The sequence below is a fragment of the Flavobacterium sp. MMLR14_040 genome, assembly GCF_033657265.1.
Lineage (GTDB): Bacteria > Bacteroidota > Bacteroidia > Flavobacteriales > Flavobacteriaceae > Flavobacterium.
On record NZ_JAWVWO010000003.1, the window covers coordinates 139,881 to 158,934 of the forward strand.

14 protein-coding genes are annotated in these 19,054 nt (G+C 33.9%); 4 read left to right on the plus strand and 10 right to left on the minus strand.

Annotation, left to right across the window (positions count from 1 at the left end; all coding sequences use genetic code 11):
- Positions 1 to 135: 135 nt before the first annotated feature.
- Genes fabG through SD960_RS05840 form a run of 3 tightly spaced genes read right to left on the minus strand, consistent with a single transcriptional unit; the run spans position 136 to position 3,691 of the window.
- Positions 136 to 867 carry a 3-oxoacyl-ACP reductase FabG gene (fabG, locus tag SD960_RS05830; RefSeq protein WP_318801406.1) on the minus strand — a complete coding sequence of 244 codons (732 nt, stop codon included), beginning with the start codon at positions 865 to 867 and terminating at the stop codon, positions 136 to 138.
- Positions 868 to 902: 35 nt separating this feature from the next.
- Positions 903 to 2,135, minus strand: coding sequence for a WG repeat-containing protein (locus SD960_RS05835; protein ID WP_318801407.1), 1,233 nt, complete (start codon positions 2,133 to 2,135; stop codon positions 903 to 905).
- Between the two features lie 35 nt (positions 2,136 to 2,170).
- On the minus strand, positions 2,171 to 3,691 hold the full coding sequence (locus SD960_RS05840) for an HAL/PAL/TAL family ammonia-lyase (RefSeq protein ID WP_042564821.1): 1,521 nt from the start codon (positions 3,689 to 3,691) through the stop codon (positions 2,171 to 2,173).
- 101 nt (positions 3,692 to 3,792) lie between these two features.
- Here SD960_RS05840 and SD960_RS05845 point away from each other — a divergent pair, with 101 nt between their 5' ends.
- Positions 3,793 to 5,055: an NAD(P)/FAD-dependent oxidoreductase gene (locus tag SD960_RS05845; RefSeq protein WP_318801408.1), complete on the plus strand. Its 1,263-nt coding sequence runs from the start codon at positions 3,793 to 3,795 to the stop codon at positions 5,053 to 5,055.
- A gap of 20 nt (positions 5,056 to 5,075) precedes the next feature.
- Here the strand turns inward: SD960_RS05845 and SD960_RS05850 are convergent, their stop codons facing one another.
- The 6 genes from SD960_RS05850 to SD960_RS05875 all read right to left on the minus strand — a co-directional run bounded on the left by SD960_RS05850 (position 5,076) and on the right by SD960_RS05875 (position 11,513).
- Positions 5,076 to 5,681, minus strand: coding sequence for a hypothetical protein (locus SD960_RS05850; RefSeq protein WP_318801410.1), 606 nt, complete (start codon positions 5,679 to 5,681; stop codon positions 5,076 to 5,078).
- A gap of 86 nt (positions 5,682 to 5,767) precedes the next feature.
- On the minus strand, positions 5,768 to 6,106 hold the full coding sequence (locus tag SD960_RS05855; RefSeq protein WP_318801412.1) for an L-rhamnose mutarotase: 339 nt from the start codon (positions 6,104 to 6,106) through the stop codon (positions 5,768 to 5,770).
- Positions 6,107 to 6,230: 124 nt separating this feature from the next.
- Positions 6,231 to 7,916, minus strand: a complete 1,686-nt coding sequence (locus SD960_RS05860) for a sodium/sugar symporter (RefSeq protein ID WP_073394511.1) — start codon at positions 7,914 to 7,916, stop codon at positions 6,231 to 6,233.
- A 257-nt stretch (positions 7,917 to 8,173) separates the two neighbouring features.
- Complete coding sequence (locus SD960_RS05865) at positions 8,174 to 9,247, minus strand: UDP-glucose--hexose-1-phosphate uridylyltransferase (protein WP_318801415.1); 1,074 nt, start codon at positions 9,245 to 9,247, stop codon at positions 8,174 to 8,176.
- A 16-nt stretch (positions 9,248 to 9,263) separates the two neighbouring features.
- On the minus strand, positions 9,264 to 10,424 hold the full coding sequence (gene galK / locus SD960_RS05870) for a galactokinase (RefSeq protein WP_318801418.1): 1,161 nt from the start codon (positions 10,422 to 10,424) through the stop codon (positions 9,264 to 9,266).
- 33 nt (positions 10,425 to 10,457) lie between these two features.
- Positions 10,458 to 11,513, minus strand: coding sequence for an aldose epimerase family protein (locus tag SD960_RS05875; RefSeq protein ID WP_318801420.1), 1,056 nt, complete (start codon positions 11,511 to 11,513; stop codon positions 10,458 to 10,460).
- 101 nt (positions 11,514 to 11,614) lie between these two features.
- Here SD960_RS05875 and SD960_RS05880 point away from each other — a divergent pair, with 101 nt between their 5' ends.
- Positions 11,615 to 12,613 (plus strand): GntR family transcriptional regulator, encoded by a 999-nt coding sequence (locus tag SD960_RS05880; protein WP_318801422.1) that lies wholly within the window; start codon positions 11,615 to 11,617, stop codon positions 12,611 to 12,613.
- Between the two features lie 439 nt (positions 12,614 to 13,052).
- Here the strand turns inward: SD960_RS05880 and SD960_RS05885 are convergent, their stop codons facing one another.
- Positions 13,053 to 13,742, minus strand: a complete 690-nt coding sequence (locus SD960_RS05885) for an NUDIX hydrolase (protein ID WP_042564814.1) — start codon at positions 13,740 to 13,742, stop codon at positions 13,053 to 13,055.
- Between the two features lie 569 nt (positions 13,743 to 14,311).
- On the opposite strand from SD960_RS05885, the gene SD960_RS05890 reads away from it, so the two are divergent.
- Together SD960_RS05890 and SD960_RS05895 are read left to right on the plus strand one after the other, a co-directional pair.
- Positions 14,312 to 17,365 carry a TonB-dependent receptor gene (locus tag SD960_RS05890; RefSeq protein ID WP_318801425.1) on the plus strand — a complete coding sequence of 1,018 codons (3,054 nt, stop codon included), beginning with the start codon at positions 14,312 to 14,314 and terminating at the stop codon, positions 17,363 to 17,365.
- Between the two features lie 28 nt (positions 17,366 to 17,393).
- Positions 17,394 to 18,953, plus strand: coding sequence for a RagB/SusD family nutrient uptake outer membrane protein (locus tag SD960_RS05895; protein ID WP_318801426.1), 1,560 nt, complete (start codon positions 17,394 to 17,396; stop codon positions 18,951 to 18,953).
- The last annotated feature ends 101 nt before the right edge of the window (positions 18,954 to 19,054 follow it).

The window sequence follows — 19,054 nt, forward strand, 5'->3', positions numbered from 1 at the left end:
ATATTTAATCTCGCAAAGACGCTAAGTCGCAAAGGGTTTTCTTTATTCAATTATAAATTAAAATTTTGCGACTTTGCGAGCAATTTTTCGCATTAAAGAAAAAAACTTAAAAATAACTTCGCAAACATAATATTGTTAAGAATATATTCCTCCGTTGATGTTAATAATTTCTCCGGTAATATAGCTTGATTTTTTTGAAATCAAAAAGCTTACCAAATCTGCGACTTCTTCGGCTTCGCCAAAACGATTTACGGGAATTAGTTTTAGTAATTCTTTTTCGTCTAATTGGCTCGTCATATCAGTTCGTATAAAACCTGGCGCAACTGCATTAACAGTAATATTACGTTTTGCAACTTCCTGGGCAAGTGCTTTTGTAGCTGCAACGATAGCCCCTTTTGCTGCCGAATAATTGGTTTGCCCGGCAGTTCCTTTTACTCCCGAAACAGAAACCATATTTACAATTCGGCCATATTTATTGCGCAACATTTTTTGAATAAAAAACTGTGTTACATTAAAAAAGCCGTTAAGGCTTGTATTTACAACGCCGTTCCAGTCTTCGGGAGTCATCCACATAAAAAGACCATCTTTTGTAATTCCGGCATTGTTTACAATTGCTTCAACGATGGCTTCAGGATTGGCGTCCTGCCATTGCGTTAAAGTTGCTTGCACTTGTTCAAAATTAGAAACATCAAAACCTAAGATTTCTCCGGTTGCTCCTAATTTTTGAATTTCCTGCAAAGTTTCTTCTGCAGCAGTTTTGTTCGAATGATAATTAATCAGAATATGATAGTTGGATTCAACCGCTAATTTTTTGCAAATAGCACTTCCAATTCCTCTTGAACCACCCGTTACTAATACACATTTCATTGATGTAAATTTTATTTTTTAGAACACAAAATGTGTTATTTTTTCTTTTTAGTTGCTGGTTTTGATCCTGCTTTAGCTGGTTTTGTTTCCGCTTTTGTTTCCGCTTTTGCTTTTTCAGTAACGACTTCGTTTGGAGTGTTTTTTTCTGCTGTTTTAGAAAATAATTCAGCATTTTCAAACCATTGATTGCCTACAACAGTTCCATCTGGTTTAAGAAATCCCCATTTTCCTTCGTTTTTTACTCTGGCAAGACCATCGATAAATCCTTTGTCTTGTTGTACAAATAGAGCAATGACGAATCCGTTTGAGGTAATACCATATTGTGTTGGAATAACTAATTTTCCTGTTTCATTGATAAAACCCCAATTTTTTTCTTTTATAGGAGCCAGTCCGTTTGAACTGAAAACTTCTGCATCGCTATAAGTTGGCGGAATAACAAATTCTGCTTTTGGGTTTATATATCCCCATTTAGATCCTACACAAACCGGAGCTAAATTTTTTGAGAACGCTTTTGCTTTATCATAAATAGGAGTAATTACCCAATTTCCTTTAAGGTCAATGAATCCAATTTTACCGTTCTTTTTGGCATAAGTGAGATCTTGTGTTTCAAAGTCCCAGATTTTTTCTGCACCATCAACAGCAATAAAATTCCCGGCACTTACAATTCCAAACGTCTTATCTTTTCTTGCCCAGGTTGTGTTTTTAACATAGTTCCCTATTTCGTCATACGAAGGTTCTATGAGTTCCTTACCGGAAGCATTAATGATTCCCCATTTTTTATTGTTTTCAACTCTTGCAAAACCATTTTCAAAGGGTTTTATCTGATCGTATTTTGGTTCTAAAACAACGGCCATTTTTGAATTGATTAATCCAATTTTATTGGCTTGTTTTATAAAAGCAACGCCATTATTAAAATCAAATAATTTTTCGGAAGCAGGCGCTTTAAGGATTTCTCCTTTTGTATTGATATAAACCCATTCCTTATCTTTTTGCACGATAGCAACTCCGCTGTTAAAATCTTTCGCATTTTCAAAAGATGCAGGAATTACCCAGCTTCCTTTAGTATCAATAAATCCCCATTTTCCACCATTTTCCACAGCTGCTAAACCATCAGAAAAGCTTTTTGCAGATTTGTATTGAGGTTCTATTTTAAAAGATCCGTCTTTGGAAATATATCCAATTTTTGAATTCTTTTTAACTAATGCCAATTCCTGACTATTAACAAATTGAATAACGAATAGCAACAAAAAAATAAATGGTTTTTTCATGGTTTTAAAATTCAATATTAATAAAAAAGTAACGCTTAACTATTGATAAGATAATCTTTTACCTGCTGAACAAACGGATACATTACCTGATCTTCCTTAAATACAGGAATGATTTTTCTAACATCGTCGTACCATTTTTTGGTAACCGATGAAATTTTATCTTTTTGCTGTAAATAATCAATCGCCTGAACAATTGTGATTAATTCGATAGCCAAAACTTCAAAAGAATTCTCGATTACTTTTGATGTAATTACTGCCGAATTGGTACCCATACTTACAATATCCTGATTGTCATTGTTGTTCGGGATACTATGAACGTACATTGGGTTTGATAACATCTGGCTTTCTGCCGTTGTTGAGGTTGCAACAAACTGAACTCCCTGCATTCCGAAATTAAATCCTAATGTTCCTAAATTAACAAAGGGAGGAAGAATTTCGTTGATTTTTGAGTTCAGCAAATAATTCAACTGACGTTCTGCCAACATTGTTAATTTGGTAATAACAATTTTTAATTTATCCATTTCAAGCGAAATATAATCGCCGTGGAAATTACCTCCGTGATAAACGTGTTTGTTTTTTACGTCGATAATTGGGTTGTCGTTTGCCGAGTTAAATTCGTCTTCTAAAATAGAAGCAACATTATTTATAGTTTCCAAAACGGGACCTAAAATTTGAGGCACGCATCTTAAAGAATAATACTCCTGTACTTTTTCCTTGAAAATTTCTTCGGTATTTTCTCCAGAATATAAGTGGTCTTCTCTTTTACGTATTAAAGTACTGTCAGAAAGATTGGCTCTCATTTTTGCAGCCACTTCCTGTTGTCCTTTATGACGTTTAGTTTGGTTTAATTCTTCTGAAAAGTGATCGTCATAAGCCTGAACCAATTCATTAATAGCGCAAGAAGCTTTTAATGACCAGTCTAATAATTTATTGGCATGGTGAACGTTTACAACTCCAATTCCAGTCATTACAGATGTTCCGTTAATTAACGCAAGACCTTCTCTAATTTCTACCTGAATAGGTTTTAAACCTTCAATTTCAAAAACTTCTGAAGTTGGTCTTCTGTCGCCTTTATAAAAAACTTCACCTTCTCCAATTAAAACCAAAGCTAAATGAGATAGTTGTACTAAATCTCCACTTGCTCCAACACCGCCGTGTTCAAAAATTAACGGAGTAATATCTCTGTTAATTAATTCGGCCATTAAGTGAATTACAGAAGGGTGAACTCCTGAATTACCTAATGATAAGGTATTTAATCGCGCCAAAATTGCTGCTTTTGCACAAACCGGACTTAACGGTTTTCCTGTTCCTGAAGAGTGGCTTCTGATTAAATTATATTGTAACTGAATCTGATCTGATTCCTTAATTCGATATTGAGCCATTGGGCCAAAACCAGTATTCACTCCATAAATAACTTTGTTTCCAGAAAATTCTTTCAGGAAATTAAAGCTTTCATTTACTCGATTCAATACAACGTCGCTCACAACAACCTTGTTATTTCCAAATATTATGGACTCGAATTCTGCTAAACTTAAATATTCATTAATTGTATTCATTAAATTGTTTTTGGTTGTGCTAATTTAATTTTATTTATCAAAATAATTGTAGTTATTTTGATGATGGCAAATGTAGTTTAATAATTGATAACATTTTTAATATGATAAAGGAGTTTGTAGATGTTTTAGTAATAGGTGCAGGACCATCCGGATGTGTTTCGGCATCTTATCTACACAAAAACAATATTAAGATAAAAGTTGTAGAAAAAACAAAGTTCCCAAGACTGGTTGTTGGCGAAAGCCTTATTCCCAGAGTAATGGATCATTTTGCTGAAGCTGAACTTTTTGAATGTCTTGACGCAATGAATTTTGAAAAAAAACTCGGAGCTCGTTTTATCAGAGGAGAAGAAATTTGTGTTTTTGATTTTAGCCAGAAGTTTGGAGAAGGCTGGGACTGGACATGGCAGGTGCCAAGAGCTGATTTTGACAACACAATGGCTCAGGAAGTTATTAGAAAAGGAATAGATTTGGAATTTGAAACAGAAGTTCTGGAAGTTTCTTTTGAAGGAAAAAATTCTAAAACAATTGTAAAAGATAAGGACGGAAATTTAAAAGAAATCCACGCTAAATTTATTATCGATTCCAGCGGATACGGACGTGTATTGCCAAGACTTTTAGATCTCGATACGCCATCAAAATTAGATCCGCATTCGTCGATATTTACACATGTAAAAGACATCAACAGACCGGAAGGTGAGGAAGGAACTCAAATTTCGTTTGATATTCTGGAAACCGAAGTTTGGTTATGGGTAATTCCTTTCTCTAACGGAAATACAAGTTTGGGAGTTGTTGGACCAACAGATTTTATCAATTCGCTTTCAGAAAATAAAGATAATGCTGAGGCTTTACGAAATGCCATTCAAAAATCTGATTATTATATTAAAAGATTTAAAGGAACCGAGTTTTTGTTTGAACCGGTAAAACTGGAAAATTATTCAAGAGCCGTAAAAAGAATGTATGGTGATGGTTTTGCTTTAACAGGAAACAGTTCTGAATTTTTAGATCCTGTTTTTTCATCAGGAGTTGCTTTTGCGACAGAATCCGGAATGCTGGCAGCAAAATTATACATCAAAGAATCACAAGGAATTCAAGTAAACTGGGAAGTTGAGTTTACAGAATATATGAAGCGCGGAATTGCTGTTTTTACCACTTACGTGAAAGAATGGTACACCGGAAATCTTCAGACTTTATTCTTCCACCAACCGGAAAACCCTGAAGTAAAAGAGAAAATATGTTCTGTTCTCGCAGGTTATGTCTGGAACGAAGAAAATCCGTTTGTTAAGAAACATGATCACGTGATTCAGAATATGGCGTATTTGCTGAATATGCAAAAAGAACAAAACGAAAACCCTAGTGTAAACTAGGGTTTTTTGTTTCTTAAATTTTATTTATAAGCTTTTTTCAGAATCATTTGCGAAAGTGATTTTGCTGTTTTAGCGTATCCTTCTCCAAGTCTTGATTCATTACTATAATTATTTCCCCATTGATCTCCCGGAGCTTCTTCGCTTGTAATTTCCAGCAAAACATTTGATTTATTTGCAGTTTCAACAAACTTTAAATTAGTGCTCACTTTTGCTGGCTGTTTCATTATTCCGGCATCCCAACCCGGATAAAGCCACACTGTTTCAACAATTAAGGTATATGGTGTGTTTAAACCTTCCTGAAAATTTAGATCCTTTTTCTTTTTAGCTAAAACCACATTGGCTAATTCTAAAAATTTTGGACTCCAGATTAATTCCGGTGAAGAGGTCCATCTCTTTTTCCAGGCATCTCCGTTTCCTTTTATTTTCGTATTTAATTCTGCAGTTCTTTCTTCTACATATTGAGCTTCAGATTTTTTTTCTTTCATCATAGTAAAATGACTATAATCAAATTCTACGTTGATTTCTTTTTGGTCTTTCAAAAAATCAAAATTTCCTTTTGCGATATTCATATCCTGAGCAAACGCAGCGCCAGAAATAAACAATAATGATAATACTAGTTTTTTCATAAAATTGGTTAAAAGTTAAGGACCAAATGTAAACGTTTTTTGATAATAAACTATTTTATAAACCATTAATTGTGCGTAAAATAAAATTATTTCAACTCAAATATTTTTTCCATTAAAACCCATTTATCATCCGGTTTTGCCCACGGTAAAGCTTGCTGGAATTTCCACATTAAGTTTTCCCATTCCTGAACTTTTGGGTTAGCAGCATCTGCTTTTGATTTTTTTTCGAATGAAAAGTCAGCATCGGCTTCGATGATCATAAAGAGTCTATTTCCTGTACAATAAATATCCAGAACAGAGATTCCGGTACTTTTTATGCTTTCTGCAATTTCCGACCAAATGTTTTGGTGGAGTGTCTTGTATTCTGCAATTAATGCGGGATCGTCTTTTAGGTCTAGGGCTAGACAGAATTTTTGTGTGGTCATAATATATAGGTAGAAAAAGTTAGGTTATTCAAATAAAGTATCTGAAGAGTAATTTACAAAAAAAAGACCGTCGTTTATAGACAGTCTTTTTATACTTCAAAAAATAATATAGTGAAAAATTATATTACCAAAATTTAACATATAAAGCCACAATAATCAATAATGTAATTACGATTAAAACTGTAGTTTGTGGTTTTACTTTAAACATTTCAGAGTCAATTTCAAACGCTTTAGGATTTACTTTTGGACCAGCGAAACTAATCAAAATCATTGCCAACATGGTGAAGAAGAATGATAATCCCATACAAATATGGAACGGAATTTCGAAAGCACCTTTTCCGTTAGGGTAAGCTGTATATAATAATGTTTCGTTTCCAAATAACATTGGAGCATATTCGTTGAATAATACGGATAATACAAATCCTAATATTACACCTACAATGGCAGCAGTTCCAGTAGTTCTTTTCCAGAACATACCAAGGAAGAACATAGCAAAAACTCCAGGGCTAATAAATCCGGTGTATTTTTGGATGTAAGTGAATCCACCAACTCCGCCAATTCCTAAAATATCATTCCATGTAAATAATACTGCTAAAAGCATTGCAGCAAAAACGGCAATTCTACCAATATTTACCTGTTGTTTTTCGCCAGCTTCTTTTTGAATGTATTTTTTATGAATGTCTAATGTATAGATCGTTGAAATACTGTTTACTTTTCCAGCCAATGAAGCTACAATTGCAGCCGTTAAAGCCGCAACAGAAAGACCTTTTAAACCTGTTGGCAAGAACGTTAATACAGCAGAATAAGCTCCGTCTTTTCCTCCAACCAGTTGAGGTAAATGTCCGTTTTGGTATAAAACGAAAGCTGCGATACCTGGCAACATTACGATTAATGGCATTAATAATTTTAGCATACCTGCAAATAAGATACCTGTACGTGCTGTTTGTAAATCGGCACCAAGAGCTCTTTGTGTAATGTATTGGTTACATCCCCAATAGTTTAAGTTGATGATCCAGATACCTGCAACATACGACATTAAGCCCGGGAAAGTTAAATATTTGTCGATTTCAAGCTGAGATGAAGTTGCAGTTGGTTTTGGAATAATCATTTTGAAATGCTCAGGAGCCTCTCTCATTAAAACTTTAAAGCCTGCAATTGCATTTTCGCCAACGCCAAAATATTGTCCAACAGTTGTAAGTGCAATATAAGAAGTTACCAAACCTCCGATAATTAAAACGGCAACCTGAATAACGTCAGTATAAGCTACAACTTTCATTCCTCCCAGAGAAATAAGCAAAGCAAATAAAGCCAGTCCAACCATAATAACATGAAGATATTCTCCTCCGGCAAGACCATTAATAGCAACAGCTCCTAAATATAATATGGAAGTTAAGTTTACAAATACATATAAAAACAACCAGAAAACGGCCATAATCAATGCAGTCGACTCGTTATAACGTGTTTTTAAAAATTGAGGCATCGTGTAAATCTTATTTTTAAGATATACAGGAATAAACCAAACGGCAACAATAATTAACGCAACAGCAGCAAGCCACTCGTATGCAGCAACGGCAATTCCTAAAAAGAAACCTTCACCACTCATCCCGATGAATTGTTCTGCCGAAATATTTGAAGCGATTAAAGATGCTCCAATAGCCCACCAGGTTAAATTTCCTTCAGCCAAAAAATAAGCTTTAGCATCTTGTTCGTCTTTTTTACGTTTGTGGTAAATCGTATAACCGTAGACCGATACTACGATAAAGTAGATAATAAATACCGCATAATCTGCGAAAGCAAGGTTCTGGTTCATTGTTAGTAGTCTTTTAAAAAATTAGTATAGGGTGATTGTTTGTTTAATTTGTTTTAAAAAGTTTTAATTTCTAAAACTGGTTTTTTTATTGTTTAATTCGATTTTAAATATGATATGTGTTTTTATTCTCTTATTTTTTTATGAAAAAAAGAACGAAAGCCAAAAGTAAAATAAAAATTCAGATTATAGTCACAAACAAATGTGTTTTTTACATTTATAAGAGACGTAATTGTGTTAAATTTATTTTTTTTATTTACTTATGCTTCTTCAAAGCGGCTTTTTTCTTTGTTTTTATAATGTACAGTTGATAATTCTCTTAAAATTTCGGCACTTTTTTCTGGAGTAATATCTCGTTGCGATTCGCCCAACATTTCGTAACCAACCATGAATTTTTTTACGCTTGCAGATCGTAGCAAAGGCGGATAAAAATGCATGTGAAAATGCCATTCAGGATGCTCAAAACCATCGGTTGGTGCCTGATGAATTCCTGATGAATATGGAAAAGAAGTGTTGAATAAATTATCGTATTTTGTTGTTAATTCTTTTAGAATTGTAGCGTAAGCACGAGCTTCCTCTTCTGTAAGATCAGTGATTTTACCAAAAGATCTTTTGCTGATAATCATTGTTTCATATGGCCAGATTGCCCAAAACGGAACCAAAGCCACAAAATGATCATTTTCAATAACAATTCTTTCGCCGGATCTTAATTCGGCCTGAAGGTAATCGGAGAGTAATGTTTTCTGATTTTTATCGTAATAGGCTTTTAAACTGTTATGTGTTTTTTCAACCTGAGTTGGCAATGATGACTGCGCCCAAATTTGTCCATGCGGATGCGGGTTACTGCAACCCATAACACTTCCTTTATTTTCAAAAATCTGAACGTGATTAATGTATTTGATATTTCCTAAATCTGTGTATTCTTTTTGCCATGTTTTAATGATGTTTTCAATTTCATTAATACTCATTTCCGGCAAGGTAAGGTCGTGTCTTGGTGAAAAACAAACCACTCTCGAAATTCCGCGCTCAGGCTGTGCTTTAAAAAAGGTGTGTTTAATATCTTCCTCAAAAATAATTTCATCCTGTTTCATTGCGGCAAAATCATTTTCAAATACAAAACTGTCTTTGTAGTCTGGATTGCTCACTCCGTTTGCACGAACATTTCCGGGGCATAAATAACAGGTTGAATCGTATTTTGGCAATTCTTCTGTTGCTACTGTTTCATTTTGTCCTTGCCACGGACGTTTTGCGCGATGAGGTGAAACTAAAACCCATTCATTAATTAAAGGGTTGTAACGTCTGTGCGGATCTTCGTTAATGTCAAAATTTTTCATTGTAATTGTTGTGGTATTAAAGTAGTGTTGTTCCGTTTGCGATTTTTACATCATAAAATTTTAGTTCGATACCAAATATATCTAAATAAAGATTTGCAAACTTATTTTTCACCTCATTTTCGTGACCTTTTTTTATTAAATTTATGGTACAGCCACCAAAACCACCTCCCATTAACCTCGAACCAATCACGTTATCATCTGCTTTTGCAGTATCTACAAGCATATCCAGCTCTTCACAGCTTACTGCATACTCCTGAGAAAGACCATAATGCGTTTCAAAAAGCAATTGTCCTAAAAGTTCTATATTTCCGTTATCCAGAGCTTCGCAGGCTTTGGTAACACGATTAATTTCTTTAACAACAAAGTGAACTCTTTTAAAAACAGTTTCATTCATTTTATCGCGAATGCTCAAAACCTGTTCTTCTGTACAATCCCTGAAACTTTTTACTTCAGGAAAATTATTTTTTATGATGGATAAACCTTCTTCACATTCAATTCTTCTGGTATTATATTCAGATGTAAAAAGCGAATGTTTTACATTACTGTCAAATAAAACCAAAGAATAATCTTTGAAATTGGCATCGTGATATTCAAATTCAAGAGTATTGCAATCTAATTTTATAACCTTATTTTCAAGACCGTGTACGCTCGAAAACTGATCCATAATTCCGCAATTGATTCCTACCCAATGTTCTGCTTTTTGTCCCATCAAAGCAATATCAACCTTATTAATAGTAAGATTGTAAAGCTCTTTGATTCCGAAAAGCATTCCGCATTCTAAAGCCGCAGAAGAAGATAATCCCGAACCAACCGGAATATTACTGCTAAAAACACAATTAAAACCTTCAAATGAAAAACCATTATCCTGCAATTGCTTAATAACACCACGAATATAATTGGTCCAGACTACATCGGTTAATTGAATTTCCTGTGTTAAATCAATTTCGAATTCTTCATTTAAATCAATGGCAATTACTTTTGATTTTGAAGAATTGCTTTTTTCGAATGCAAAACAAATTATTTTGTCAATAGCGGCAGGCAAAACATAACCGTCATTATAATCTACGTGCTCTCCGATAATATTAATTCTGCCTGGAGAAAGTACAATTTTTTGAGGAGCAGATCCAAAAGATTTCTCAAAAAATGCGGTTGTGTTTTGTATTAAAATGTCATTCATTGGGTAATAAATAAATATTATTTTTTATGATTTTTAGTTTATTTTCTGAAACTGATAAACTGTTTTTTGATGATATTGTTCTCCTTTTTTCAAAACCGAACTAGGAAAATGAGCATGATTTGGCGCATCCGGAAAATTTTGTGTTTCAAAACAAATTCCGCTTGACGGATGATAATCAGCGTTTTCTTTTCCTTTCAAAGTATCAAAACAATTACCGCCTACATACACGTGCACACTTGGCTGATCTGTAAACACATTCATTTTCAAATTGTTTTTTTTGCTGAATAATGTCGCAGCGATTTCATTTTTAGATTCAATTACAAAAGAATTATCAATAACAGCCGGACAATTTTTTGGAGATCTGAAATCAAAAGCATGACCAGAAAGATTGGTGAAATTTCCAGAAGGAATATTATCAGGTTTTGTCTCTAAAATTTTATCAGAATTGACAAACATTTCCTGATCCAAAACTGAAGAATCATGACCGTTGAGGTTAAAATAACTATGATGTGTCAGGTTAATAATCGTATCTTCTGTAGTTACTGCCTTATATTCTAACGTCAATTCGTTTTCTTCGGTTAATGTATAAGTTAAGCCGATTTGTAATTCTCCAGGAAAATTTTCGTCTAAATTTTCACTTAACAAACGCAGGGTTATAGATGGATTTTTACCATGTGTTAAATTAGTAAAAGACCATACTTTTTCCCCAAAACCTTCATTTCCGCCGTGCAAAGTATTGCCGTTGTTATTTCCGGCCAGTTGAAAAGTGGTATCATTTAAAGTAAAACTTCCTTTATTGATTCTTCCTGCATAGCGCCCAACGGTAGTTCCAAAATAAGGCGCACTTGGTAAATTATAAGATTGCAGATAAGCATCCAGATTATCAAAACCCAAAACCACATCTTCCAGTTTTCCGTTTTCAAGAGGAATTTGTAATGAAGTAACTGTCGCACCATAATTGATGATTTGTACTTTCATTCCGTTTTCATTTGATAATTCAAAAGAATAAATCCTCTCTCCGTCAGGCATTAAACCAAACAATTTAGCCGAAGATGTATCTATTAAATGCGATATATGTTTTAAATCCATGAAAAAATTACTAAAAATGAAATCCAAAAATAGAAACATTTTTAAATTTTACATACCAGTACCTACCAGTTTTTAGTATATTGCATAAAAATTCTACTTTCATGAATATAATTTCCATTCAAAATAATCTCGGTCTTCCAAAATATAAACAGATTATTCTTTCAATTGAAAAAGCAATTGAAGAAGAAAAGTTGGTAAAAGGCGACCGGCTGCCGTCGGTAAATAAAGTTTGTCTGGCTTTTAATTTGTCTCGGGATACAGTTTTGTTAGGTTATGACGAACTCAAAAAAAGAGGTATCATTTATGCCATTCCCGGAAAAGGTTATTACGTTAAAAGTGTCGAAACCACTATAAAACAGAAGATTTTTTTACTTTTTGATGAATTAAATAGTTTCAAGGAAGATATCTATAATTCGTTTTTAAAGAACATCGGAAAAAATGTTCAGGTCGATATTTTCTTTCATCATTTTAATGTTCCCGTTTTTCAAAAGCTTATAAACGACAGCAACGGAAATTACACCAAGTACATTATCATGCCCACGAACTTAAACGATATAGCTTATTCGATAAAAACCCTACCAGTAGGTGACGTAATTATACTTGATCAGACCAATCCGGATTTAAAAATATATCCTGCTATTTATCAAAATCATCAAAAAGATATTTTTGAAGGTTTGATAAAAGGAAAATCAAGATTGAATAAATACAAAAAACTGATTTTGATTTTTCCGGGTTTTAGAGAACCATTGGGAATGAAAATTGGCTTTGAGGATTTTTGTACTGAATATGATTTTGAATCTGAAATAATAACCGAATTTACGAACAGAGAAATTACGATTGGTGATCTTTACATTATTCCGAATGACAGAGATTTGGTTCGCGTAATTGAAAATGCCAGGGATCAAAACCTGAAATTGGGAAATGATTTTGGAATTATCTCCTATAATGAAACACCGCTTAAAAAAATTGTAGCAAACGGAATTACTACTATTTCAACTCATTTTGAAGCCATGGGGAAAATTTTGGCAGAAATGGTTTTAAAAGGAAAAAGAGAACAGATAGAAAATAAATCTTCGTTGATAATGCGAAACTCGTTATAAACACAGATTTCACTAATTTTCACGAATTCATATAACCGTAAAGCTTGTGAAATTAACTTCACAAACAAATTCGTGGTAATTAGTGAAATTAGTGTTTGGTATTTGTTTTAATAATTAGTGAAATTAGTGTTTTATTTCACAGTACAAATAAGTTTTGTTTAATAAATCAGTAAGCTTTTAATTAAAAAATAATTTATTGTTTTAATAGAATTATTTTACATACATTTGTAAATGTAAATTCTACACTTATTTTTTATTAATGTGGATTAAAAAGAAAAATAATTTGTTAGTTTTTTAATTAGTAGTTTTATTGAAGGAAAAAACCCTGAAAGATTGTAGCTTTCAGGGTTTGTTTTTTTGTAAAATAGCCACAGATTATAAGATTAAAATGATTTAGAAAATCTGTGAAAATCTTGTAATCTGTGGCTAAAACTTTTGTCTATAAGTTCAGAACAAAATCATTCAATAACTTTTCCTCGTATTTTTCTTTGTTAAAAGTGTAGAGATAAGATCCTTTTCGGGAAGACTGCATATCTTTTTCGTCCAGTTTATTCAGGATTTCCAGAGAATTAATTTTGCTGATAAAGTTTCGTTTATCTAATTCCTTGCTCAAAATGGCTTCATATAATTCTAATAATTGACGCATTGTGAATTTTTCCGGCAGTAATTCAAATCCAATTGGTTTAATCGAAGTTCTGTAACGTAATCTTCTGATTGCATTTTTTACCATTTCATTGTGGTCGAAAATTAAATTTGGTGCTTCGGCAATAGGGAACCATTCTGCATGGTAATTTTTAATAAGTTCTGTATTGTGATTTTCAATATTAATTAATGCATAATAAGAAACTGAAATAGTTCTTTCAACCGGGTCACGATCGATTTCGCTATATGCATACAGCTGCTCCATATATATATCATTCAACCCCGTATAAGTATTCAAAATTCTGATGGCAGCGTTATCCAATACTTCATCGCGTTTTAAAAAACCACCAATTAAGGACCATTTTCCCTTTTCAGGTTCAAAGTCCCTTTGGATAAGAAGAATTTTCAATCCCTGATGATCAAATCCAAAAATGATACAATCTACTGCTAATAAAACCTTATCTGCAGAGCTATAACTGTTTAGCATATTCTATAATTTATTGGTAAATATATAAACTTCCTCATAGGTTTCATAATTTTATTAATGTAGATTTTACACTTACATAATCAATGAGTCAAAAATAGAGTTAAAAAACTGACTTTTAATAAAAAAGAGCATTCAAATTTCCCTTTTTTACTTTTTAAAGACAAAAACAGGATAGTTACAGGATACTTTTTTGAAGAAAACTCAATGGAAAAGAAAAAATCAGCACATTTAAAATAAGTTTTTATTTACAAAAATAATATTTTTTTCATTTTAAATGCTTAAAAAACAGTGCATTCATAAATCTTTTTTTACTACCGTTTTTTTGATTAAAAAAGCGCTTTTTAGTAAAAAGTGTATATTTTACACAATTAACATTCAAAAAACGTTTCTTTTTTAAAATAATGTTAATTTTTTAAATGTTTATTTCACACTTAAATTATGAGATATATTTTTTTTCACTCTTTTTTTTATGATATTAATTTGTTTTTCACTCTTTTTTTTATTTAAATTTACAAATGTAAGATTAACACTTATAATAACCACACTAACCAACCTTAAAATTAACCAGTATGTCAAACCACAAATTATTTTTGTATTGCAATTATTTATTGCCAAAAAAAGAATGGCTTTTAGCAATATTAATGCTGCTATTTTCTGCTAATGATTTGTCTGCTCAAGGCAAAGAAATTAAAGGAATTGTTACTTCGGCACAAGACAATTTGCCTTTGCCGGGCGTGAACATTATGATAAAAGGAACAAAAACAGTTGCTGTAACTGGATTTGATGGCGAATATATAATTAAGGCATCTCCAAATGATGTTTTAGTTTTTTCATTTATAGGATTTCAAAACAAAGAGATAGCGGTAGGCGGTCAGTCAAAAATTGATGCGGCGCTTACTGAAGATACTAACAAATTAAACGAAGTCGTAGTTATTGGGTATGGTACACAAAAGAAATCAGATCTTACGGGATCTGTAAGTGTTGTCAACCTCGAATCGGCTAAAAAAACGGTAACTTATGATGCTGCAAAAATGCTTCAGGGCCAGGTACCGGGAGTTACAGTACAATCATCAGGAGAACCGGGCGGTTTTGTCAATGTAAAAATTAGAGGTATAACTTCATTTACCAATAATAATCCTCTTTTTGTTATTGACGGAATTATGGTTGATGCTCCATACGATTTTGCACCGGGAGAAATAGAATCGATGCAGGTTTTAAAAGATGCTTCTTCGGCAGCGATTTATGGTGTTCGTGGAGCAAACGGAGTTGTAATTATTACAACCAAAAAAGGAAAATCCGGCAGAATGGATATCAAATTTAAATCTATTGTCGGGCTTCAGGATGTAGCCAAAAAATGGGATGTAACAGATCGTGTAGGATATCAAACCATTACTAACGAAGCAGAAAGAAACAGAGATCTCAGAGCCGGAGTTCCCGTAAGTATTGCTCCGGGAAATAATCCGGCAAGTCCTTCTTATATTTCAAATGTCGATACCGATTGGCAGAAAGAAGGTTTACAAACCGGAGTTGTACAAAATCAGACTCTTACATTTGGTGGAGGAGCAGAAAGTATCATGTACAGCTTTAATGTTGATTATTTTAAAAATACCAGTTACTTCAAAACGCCGCAAGATTATGAAAGATTGTCTACCAATTTAAATCTGAACGGTAAAAAAGGAAAATTCAAATACGGGGCAAAAATCGCCTATACACAATCTGATAAAGAAATTTTTAACGAATATAATGTTGGTCAAACCGCTATTAGTGATTTATTGGGCGCTATACCAACAATGCCTGTATATGATTCTAACAGGTTGGGTGGTTACGGAGGTACAGATAACCTGACGCAAAGAGCAATTTCGATGAACCCAATTGGTTATAATAATCTGATTGAAAATACCGGAAAAAGAAACCGCTTTATTGGTGATATCTGGGGTGAACTCGAAATTGTAAAAGGACTTAAATACAAACTCGATGTGAGTTACGACAGAACCGATTGGGAAAACAGAAAATTTATTCCGCCAAGTGATTTAGGATGGTATTATATCACCACAAATGATGAAGCTTCTTTAGATGTTGCCAACGGCAATGAGTTAAGAACTTTCATGAACAATATATTAACGTATGAAGTTTCACTTGGCAAGCACAAAATCGAAGCTTTGGCAGGATGGATTCAGGAAAGAAGAGATAATTACAACCATTGGTCAAAAGGTGTAGGATACGAGCCGGGCGAAATTAGTATGCTTCAATATGCTGATTCGAGAGACGCAGGAGAAACTAAATTTACGATTACAGGAATATCGTATATCAGTAGATTAAATTATTCATATGATGACAGGTATTTGCTTCAGGCCAATTTCAGACAGGATAAAACATCGCTTTTTAGCGAAAAAAATAATTCGGCAAATTTCTATTCCTTTTCAGGAGGATGGAAAATTAGCAACGAAAAGTTTTTAAAATTACCAACCTGGATTAGTAACATCAAACTTAGAGGAGGTTATGGAACATTGGGTAATAATACAATTCCGCAATACTTTTTTGCTTCAACAGTAAACAGTTTCGCTGGTTATGATTTTAATAATGAGCTTGCTCCGGGAACAACCGTAGTTGCAGCACTGGACCCGAATGTAAAATGGGAAAAAACAAGCAGCGCCAACGTTGCATTGGAATTGGGTTTTCTTGACAACGACTTACAATTTACAGCAGAGTATTTTACAAAAAAAGTTACCGATATTTTAGTTAGAGTGCCTTTGCCTTTTTCTACGGGGGCTTTTCCGGCTGAAATTTTTACGAATGCCGGAGATATGCAAAATCATGGTCTTGAGTTTACAGCATCATACAGTAATCATCACCATAAATTTAAATATGATATATCGGCCAATTTCGGAACATTGAAAAATGAAGTGACCAAAATTGGAGTTAAAGGAAATCCGCTTTACGGAGCAGTTTCAAAAACAGAAGTAGGAAGATCTGTGGGAGAACTTTTTGCCTGGGAAGCGATTGGAATTTTTCAAAACGCGGCCGAAGTTACCTCTTCTCCAACCCAAACCGGAGCAGCACCCGGAGATATCAAATTTAGAGATGTAAATAATGATGGAATTATTACCGATGCCGACAGAACTTTTCAGGGTGTATCAATTCCTAAATATGGTTTCGGTTTCAATTTTAGCGCTTCGTATTCAAACTTCGATTTCTCGATGTTCTGGCAGGGAAGTGGCGGAAACAAGGTTTTTAATGCCATGTACCGCAATTTAATGATAGGACAATACACCAATCATCACGTCGATGAATTAAATTATTGGACACCCACCAATACTAATACAAATGTTCCCGCTCCTGTAATTGGCGATCCAAACGGAAATGCCAGAGACTCCAACAGATTTATAGAAAGCGGTGATTATGTGAGACTACAAACGATGGAAATTGGATTCAACATTCCTTTGAATGATAAATTTATTCAAAAAGCCAAAGTTTATATCAACGGTCAAAATTTGCTGACCATCACAAAATATAAAGGTTATGATCCTGATTTTAATAGCGAAGGATTACTGTCAAGAGGATATGACGGAGGATCTTTTCCAAATCCAAGAACAATTTCTTTAGGAGTAGAGGTAAGTTTCTAACTGATTTAACCAATTTAAAACGTATAAAATGAAATATAATATATATAACTATATAGCTGTTTTCTTTTCACTTGCTATGCTTACAACCGGCTGTGTTGAAAATGAAGATTTAGTACAGCTTGATCCAACTAATGATGCAGTAGATTCATTTTGGAAAACAGATCAGGATGCGCTTGAAGGAGTAAACGCCGCTTACGGAAGTTTACTGACAGACGGAACTTACATGCGCAGTACACCGCTTTTATTAGATGCAAAAGCAGATGATGCCCGTACAAATAGCCCGTGGGCATCTATGTACAACGTGGGGCATTTCAATTCAAATGTTGCTGATGCCGCAATTTATGGCTGGGCTTTTGAAACCTATTATCAGGGAATTTATCGCGCTAATCAGGTTTTAACAAATGTGCCCAATATTGCATTTACAGACGAAGCATTAAAAAGCAGAATATTAGGACAAGCCTATTTTTTAAGAGGATTGTACTTGTTTCATGCCGTAAACTTGTTCAAAAATGTTCCTTTACCAACAGAATTAGCTGTTTATTATCCACAAAAAACGCAGGCAGAAGGCTGGGCTCAGGTAATTTCTGATTTTAAAACGGCTGCCGAATTATTACCAACTTCATATGATGGTGTTTCTGGTCTTGATGCAGGTCAAAAAGGACGTGCTACAAAAGGTGCCGCTTTAGGATATTTAGGAAAAGCTTATTTGTTTACCAAAGATTTTACTAACGCCAGAACAACATTCAAACAAGTTATAGATCTTGGAATTTATTCACTGGTTTCAAACTACCGTGATAATTTTACTACTGCTAACGAAAACAATTCAGAATCTCTTTTTGAAGTACAATTTAGCAGAGATGCAGGTGGTGTCGAATTAGGTTGGGGCGGAGCTCCGGCTTCTGGTTGGGGGAAAACTTCGGCAAGAGCCATAACCTATGCACCAAGAGCTTTTGGATGGACAGACGTACAGCCAACATGGGCACTTTTTAATGAATATCAGGAAGAAAAAACAACAGCAAATACAATCGATCCGCGTTTGGATGCTACGATATTTTACAACAAACCGGGAACCAAATTATACGGTAAAGATTTTGCAGAATTTTATGCTTCAAGTCCGGCAGATTTAAATGATTTATTCTGTAGAAAATATCAAAATTCAGATGGAGAATTTGCAGACGAATACGATTGGCGTTCTGGCATCAATGAGCGATTATTGCGTTATGCCGATATTCTTTTAATGTATGCCGAATGTCTAAACGAAACAGGCGATACTCCCGGAGCCTACGGATATATTCAAATGGTACGAAACAGAGTGGGTTTGCCGGATTTGGCTACTGTAAAACCGGGAATGACTCAGGATCAAATGAGAGAGCAGATTGGTCACGAACGATTTTTAGAATTTCCTCTTGAAGGACATCGTTTTGATGATATTCGTCGTTGGGGATGGCTTCAGGATGCCACAAAATTAGAATGGCTTAAATCAAGAGATGCAGAATTTAATTCTTACTTGCCTGGAAGAGAATATTTCCCAATTCCACAACTGGAAAAGGATAACAATCCGGGAATAATTCAGAATGACAGTTATTAAAAAAGTTTTTCAGTCTCAGTTTTCAGTCACAGTTCGCACGGTACTGAAAACTGAAACTGAGACCGGGACTAAAAACTAAATTCAACTTAAATTATAACACA

What these genes read in the sequence shown, in the direction of transcription:
- SD960_RS05865 (WP_318801415.1), bottom strand. Translation starts at nt 9,247, where the DNA reads ATGAAAAATTTTGACATTAACGAAGATCCGCACAGACGTTACAACCCT.
- SD960_RS05840 (WP_042564821.1), bottom strand. Translation starts at nt 3,691, where the DNA reads ATGAATACAATTAATGAATATTTAAGTTTAGCAGAATTCGAGTCCATA.
- SD960_RS05835 (WP_318801407.1), bottom strand. Translation starts at nt 2,135, where the DNA reads ATGAAAAAACCATTTATTTTTTTGTTGCTATTCGTTATTCAATTTGTT.
- SD960_RS05875 (WP_318801420.1), bottom strand. Translation starts at nt 11,513, where the DNA reads ATGGATTTAAAACATATATCGCATTTAATAGATACATCTTCGGCTAAA.
- SD960_RS05885 (WP_042564814.1), bottom strand. Translation starts at nt 13,742, where the DNA reads ATGCTAAACAGTTATAGCTCTGCAGATAAGGTTTTATTAGCAGTAGAT.
- SD960_RS05860 (WP_073394511.1), bottom strand. Translation starts at nt 7,916, where the DNA reads ATGAACCAGAACCTTGCTTTCGCAGATTATGCGGTATTTATTATCTAC.
- SD960_RS05880 (WP_318801422.1), top strand. Translation starts at nt 11,615, where the DNA reads ATGAATATAATTTCCATTCAAAATAATCTCGGTCTTCCAAAATATAAA.
- SD960_RS05890 (WP_318801425.1), top strand. Translation starts at nt 14,312, where the DNA reads ATGTCAAACCACAAATTATTTTTGTATTGCAATTATTTATTGCCAAAA.
- SD960_RS05850 (WP_318801410.1), bottom strand. Translation starts at nt 5,681, where the DNA reads ATGAAAAAACTAGTATTATCATTATTGTTTATTTCTGGCGCTGCGTTT.
- SD960_RS05845 (WP_318801408.1), top strand. Translation starts at nt 3,793, where the DNA reads ATGATAAAGGAGTTTGTAGATGTTTTAGTAATAGGTGCAGGACCATCC.
- galK (WP_318801418.1), bottom strand. Translation starts at nt 10,424, where the DNA reads ATGAATGACATTTTAATACAAAACACAACCGCATTTTTTGAGAAATCT.
- SD960_RS05895 (WP_318801426.1), top strand. Translation starts at nt 17,394, where the DNA reads ATGAAATATAATATATATAACTATATAGCTGTTTTCTTTTCACTTGCT.
- SD960_RS05855 (WP_318801412.1), bottom strand. Translation starts at nt 6,106, where the DNA reads ATGACCACACAAAAATTCTGTCTAGCCCTAGACCTAAAAGACGATCCC.
- fabG (WP_318801406.1), bottom strand. Translation starts at nt 867, where the DNA reads ATGAAATGTGTATTAGTAACGGGTGGTTCAAGAGGAATTGGAAGTGCT.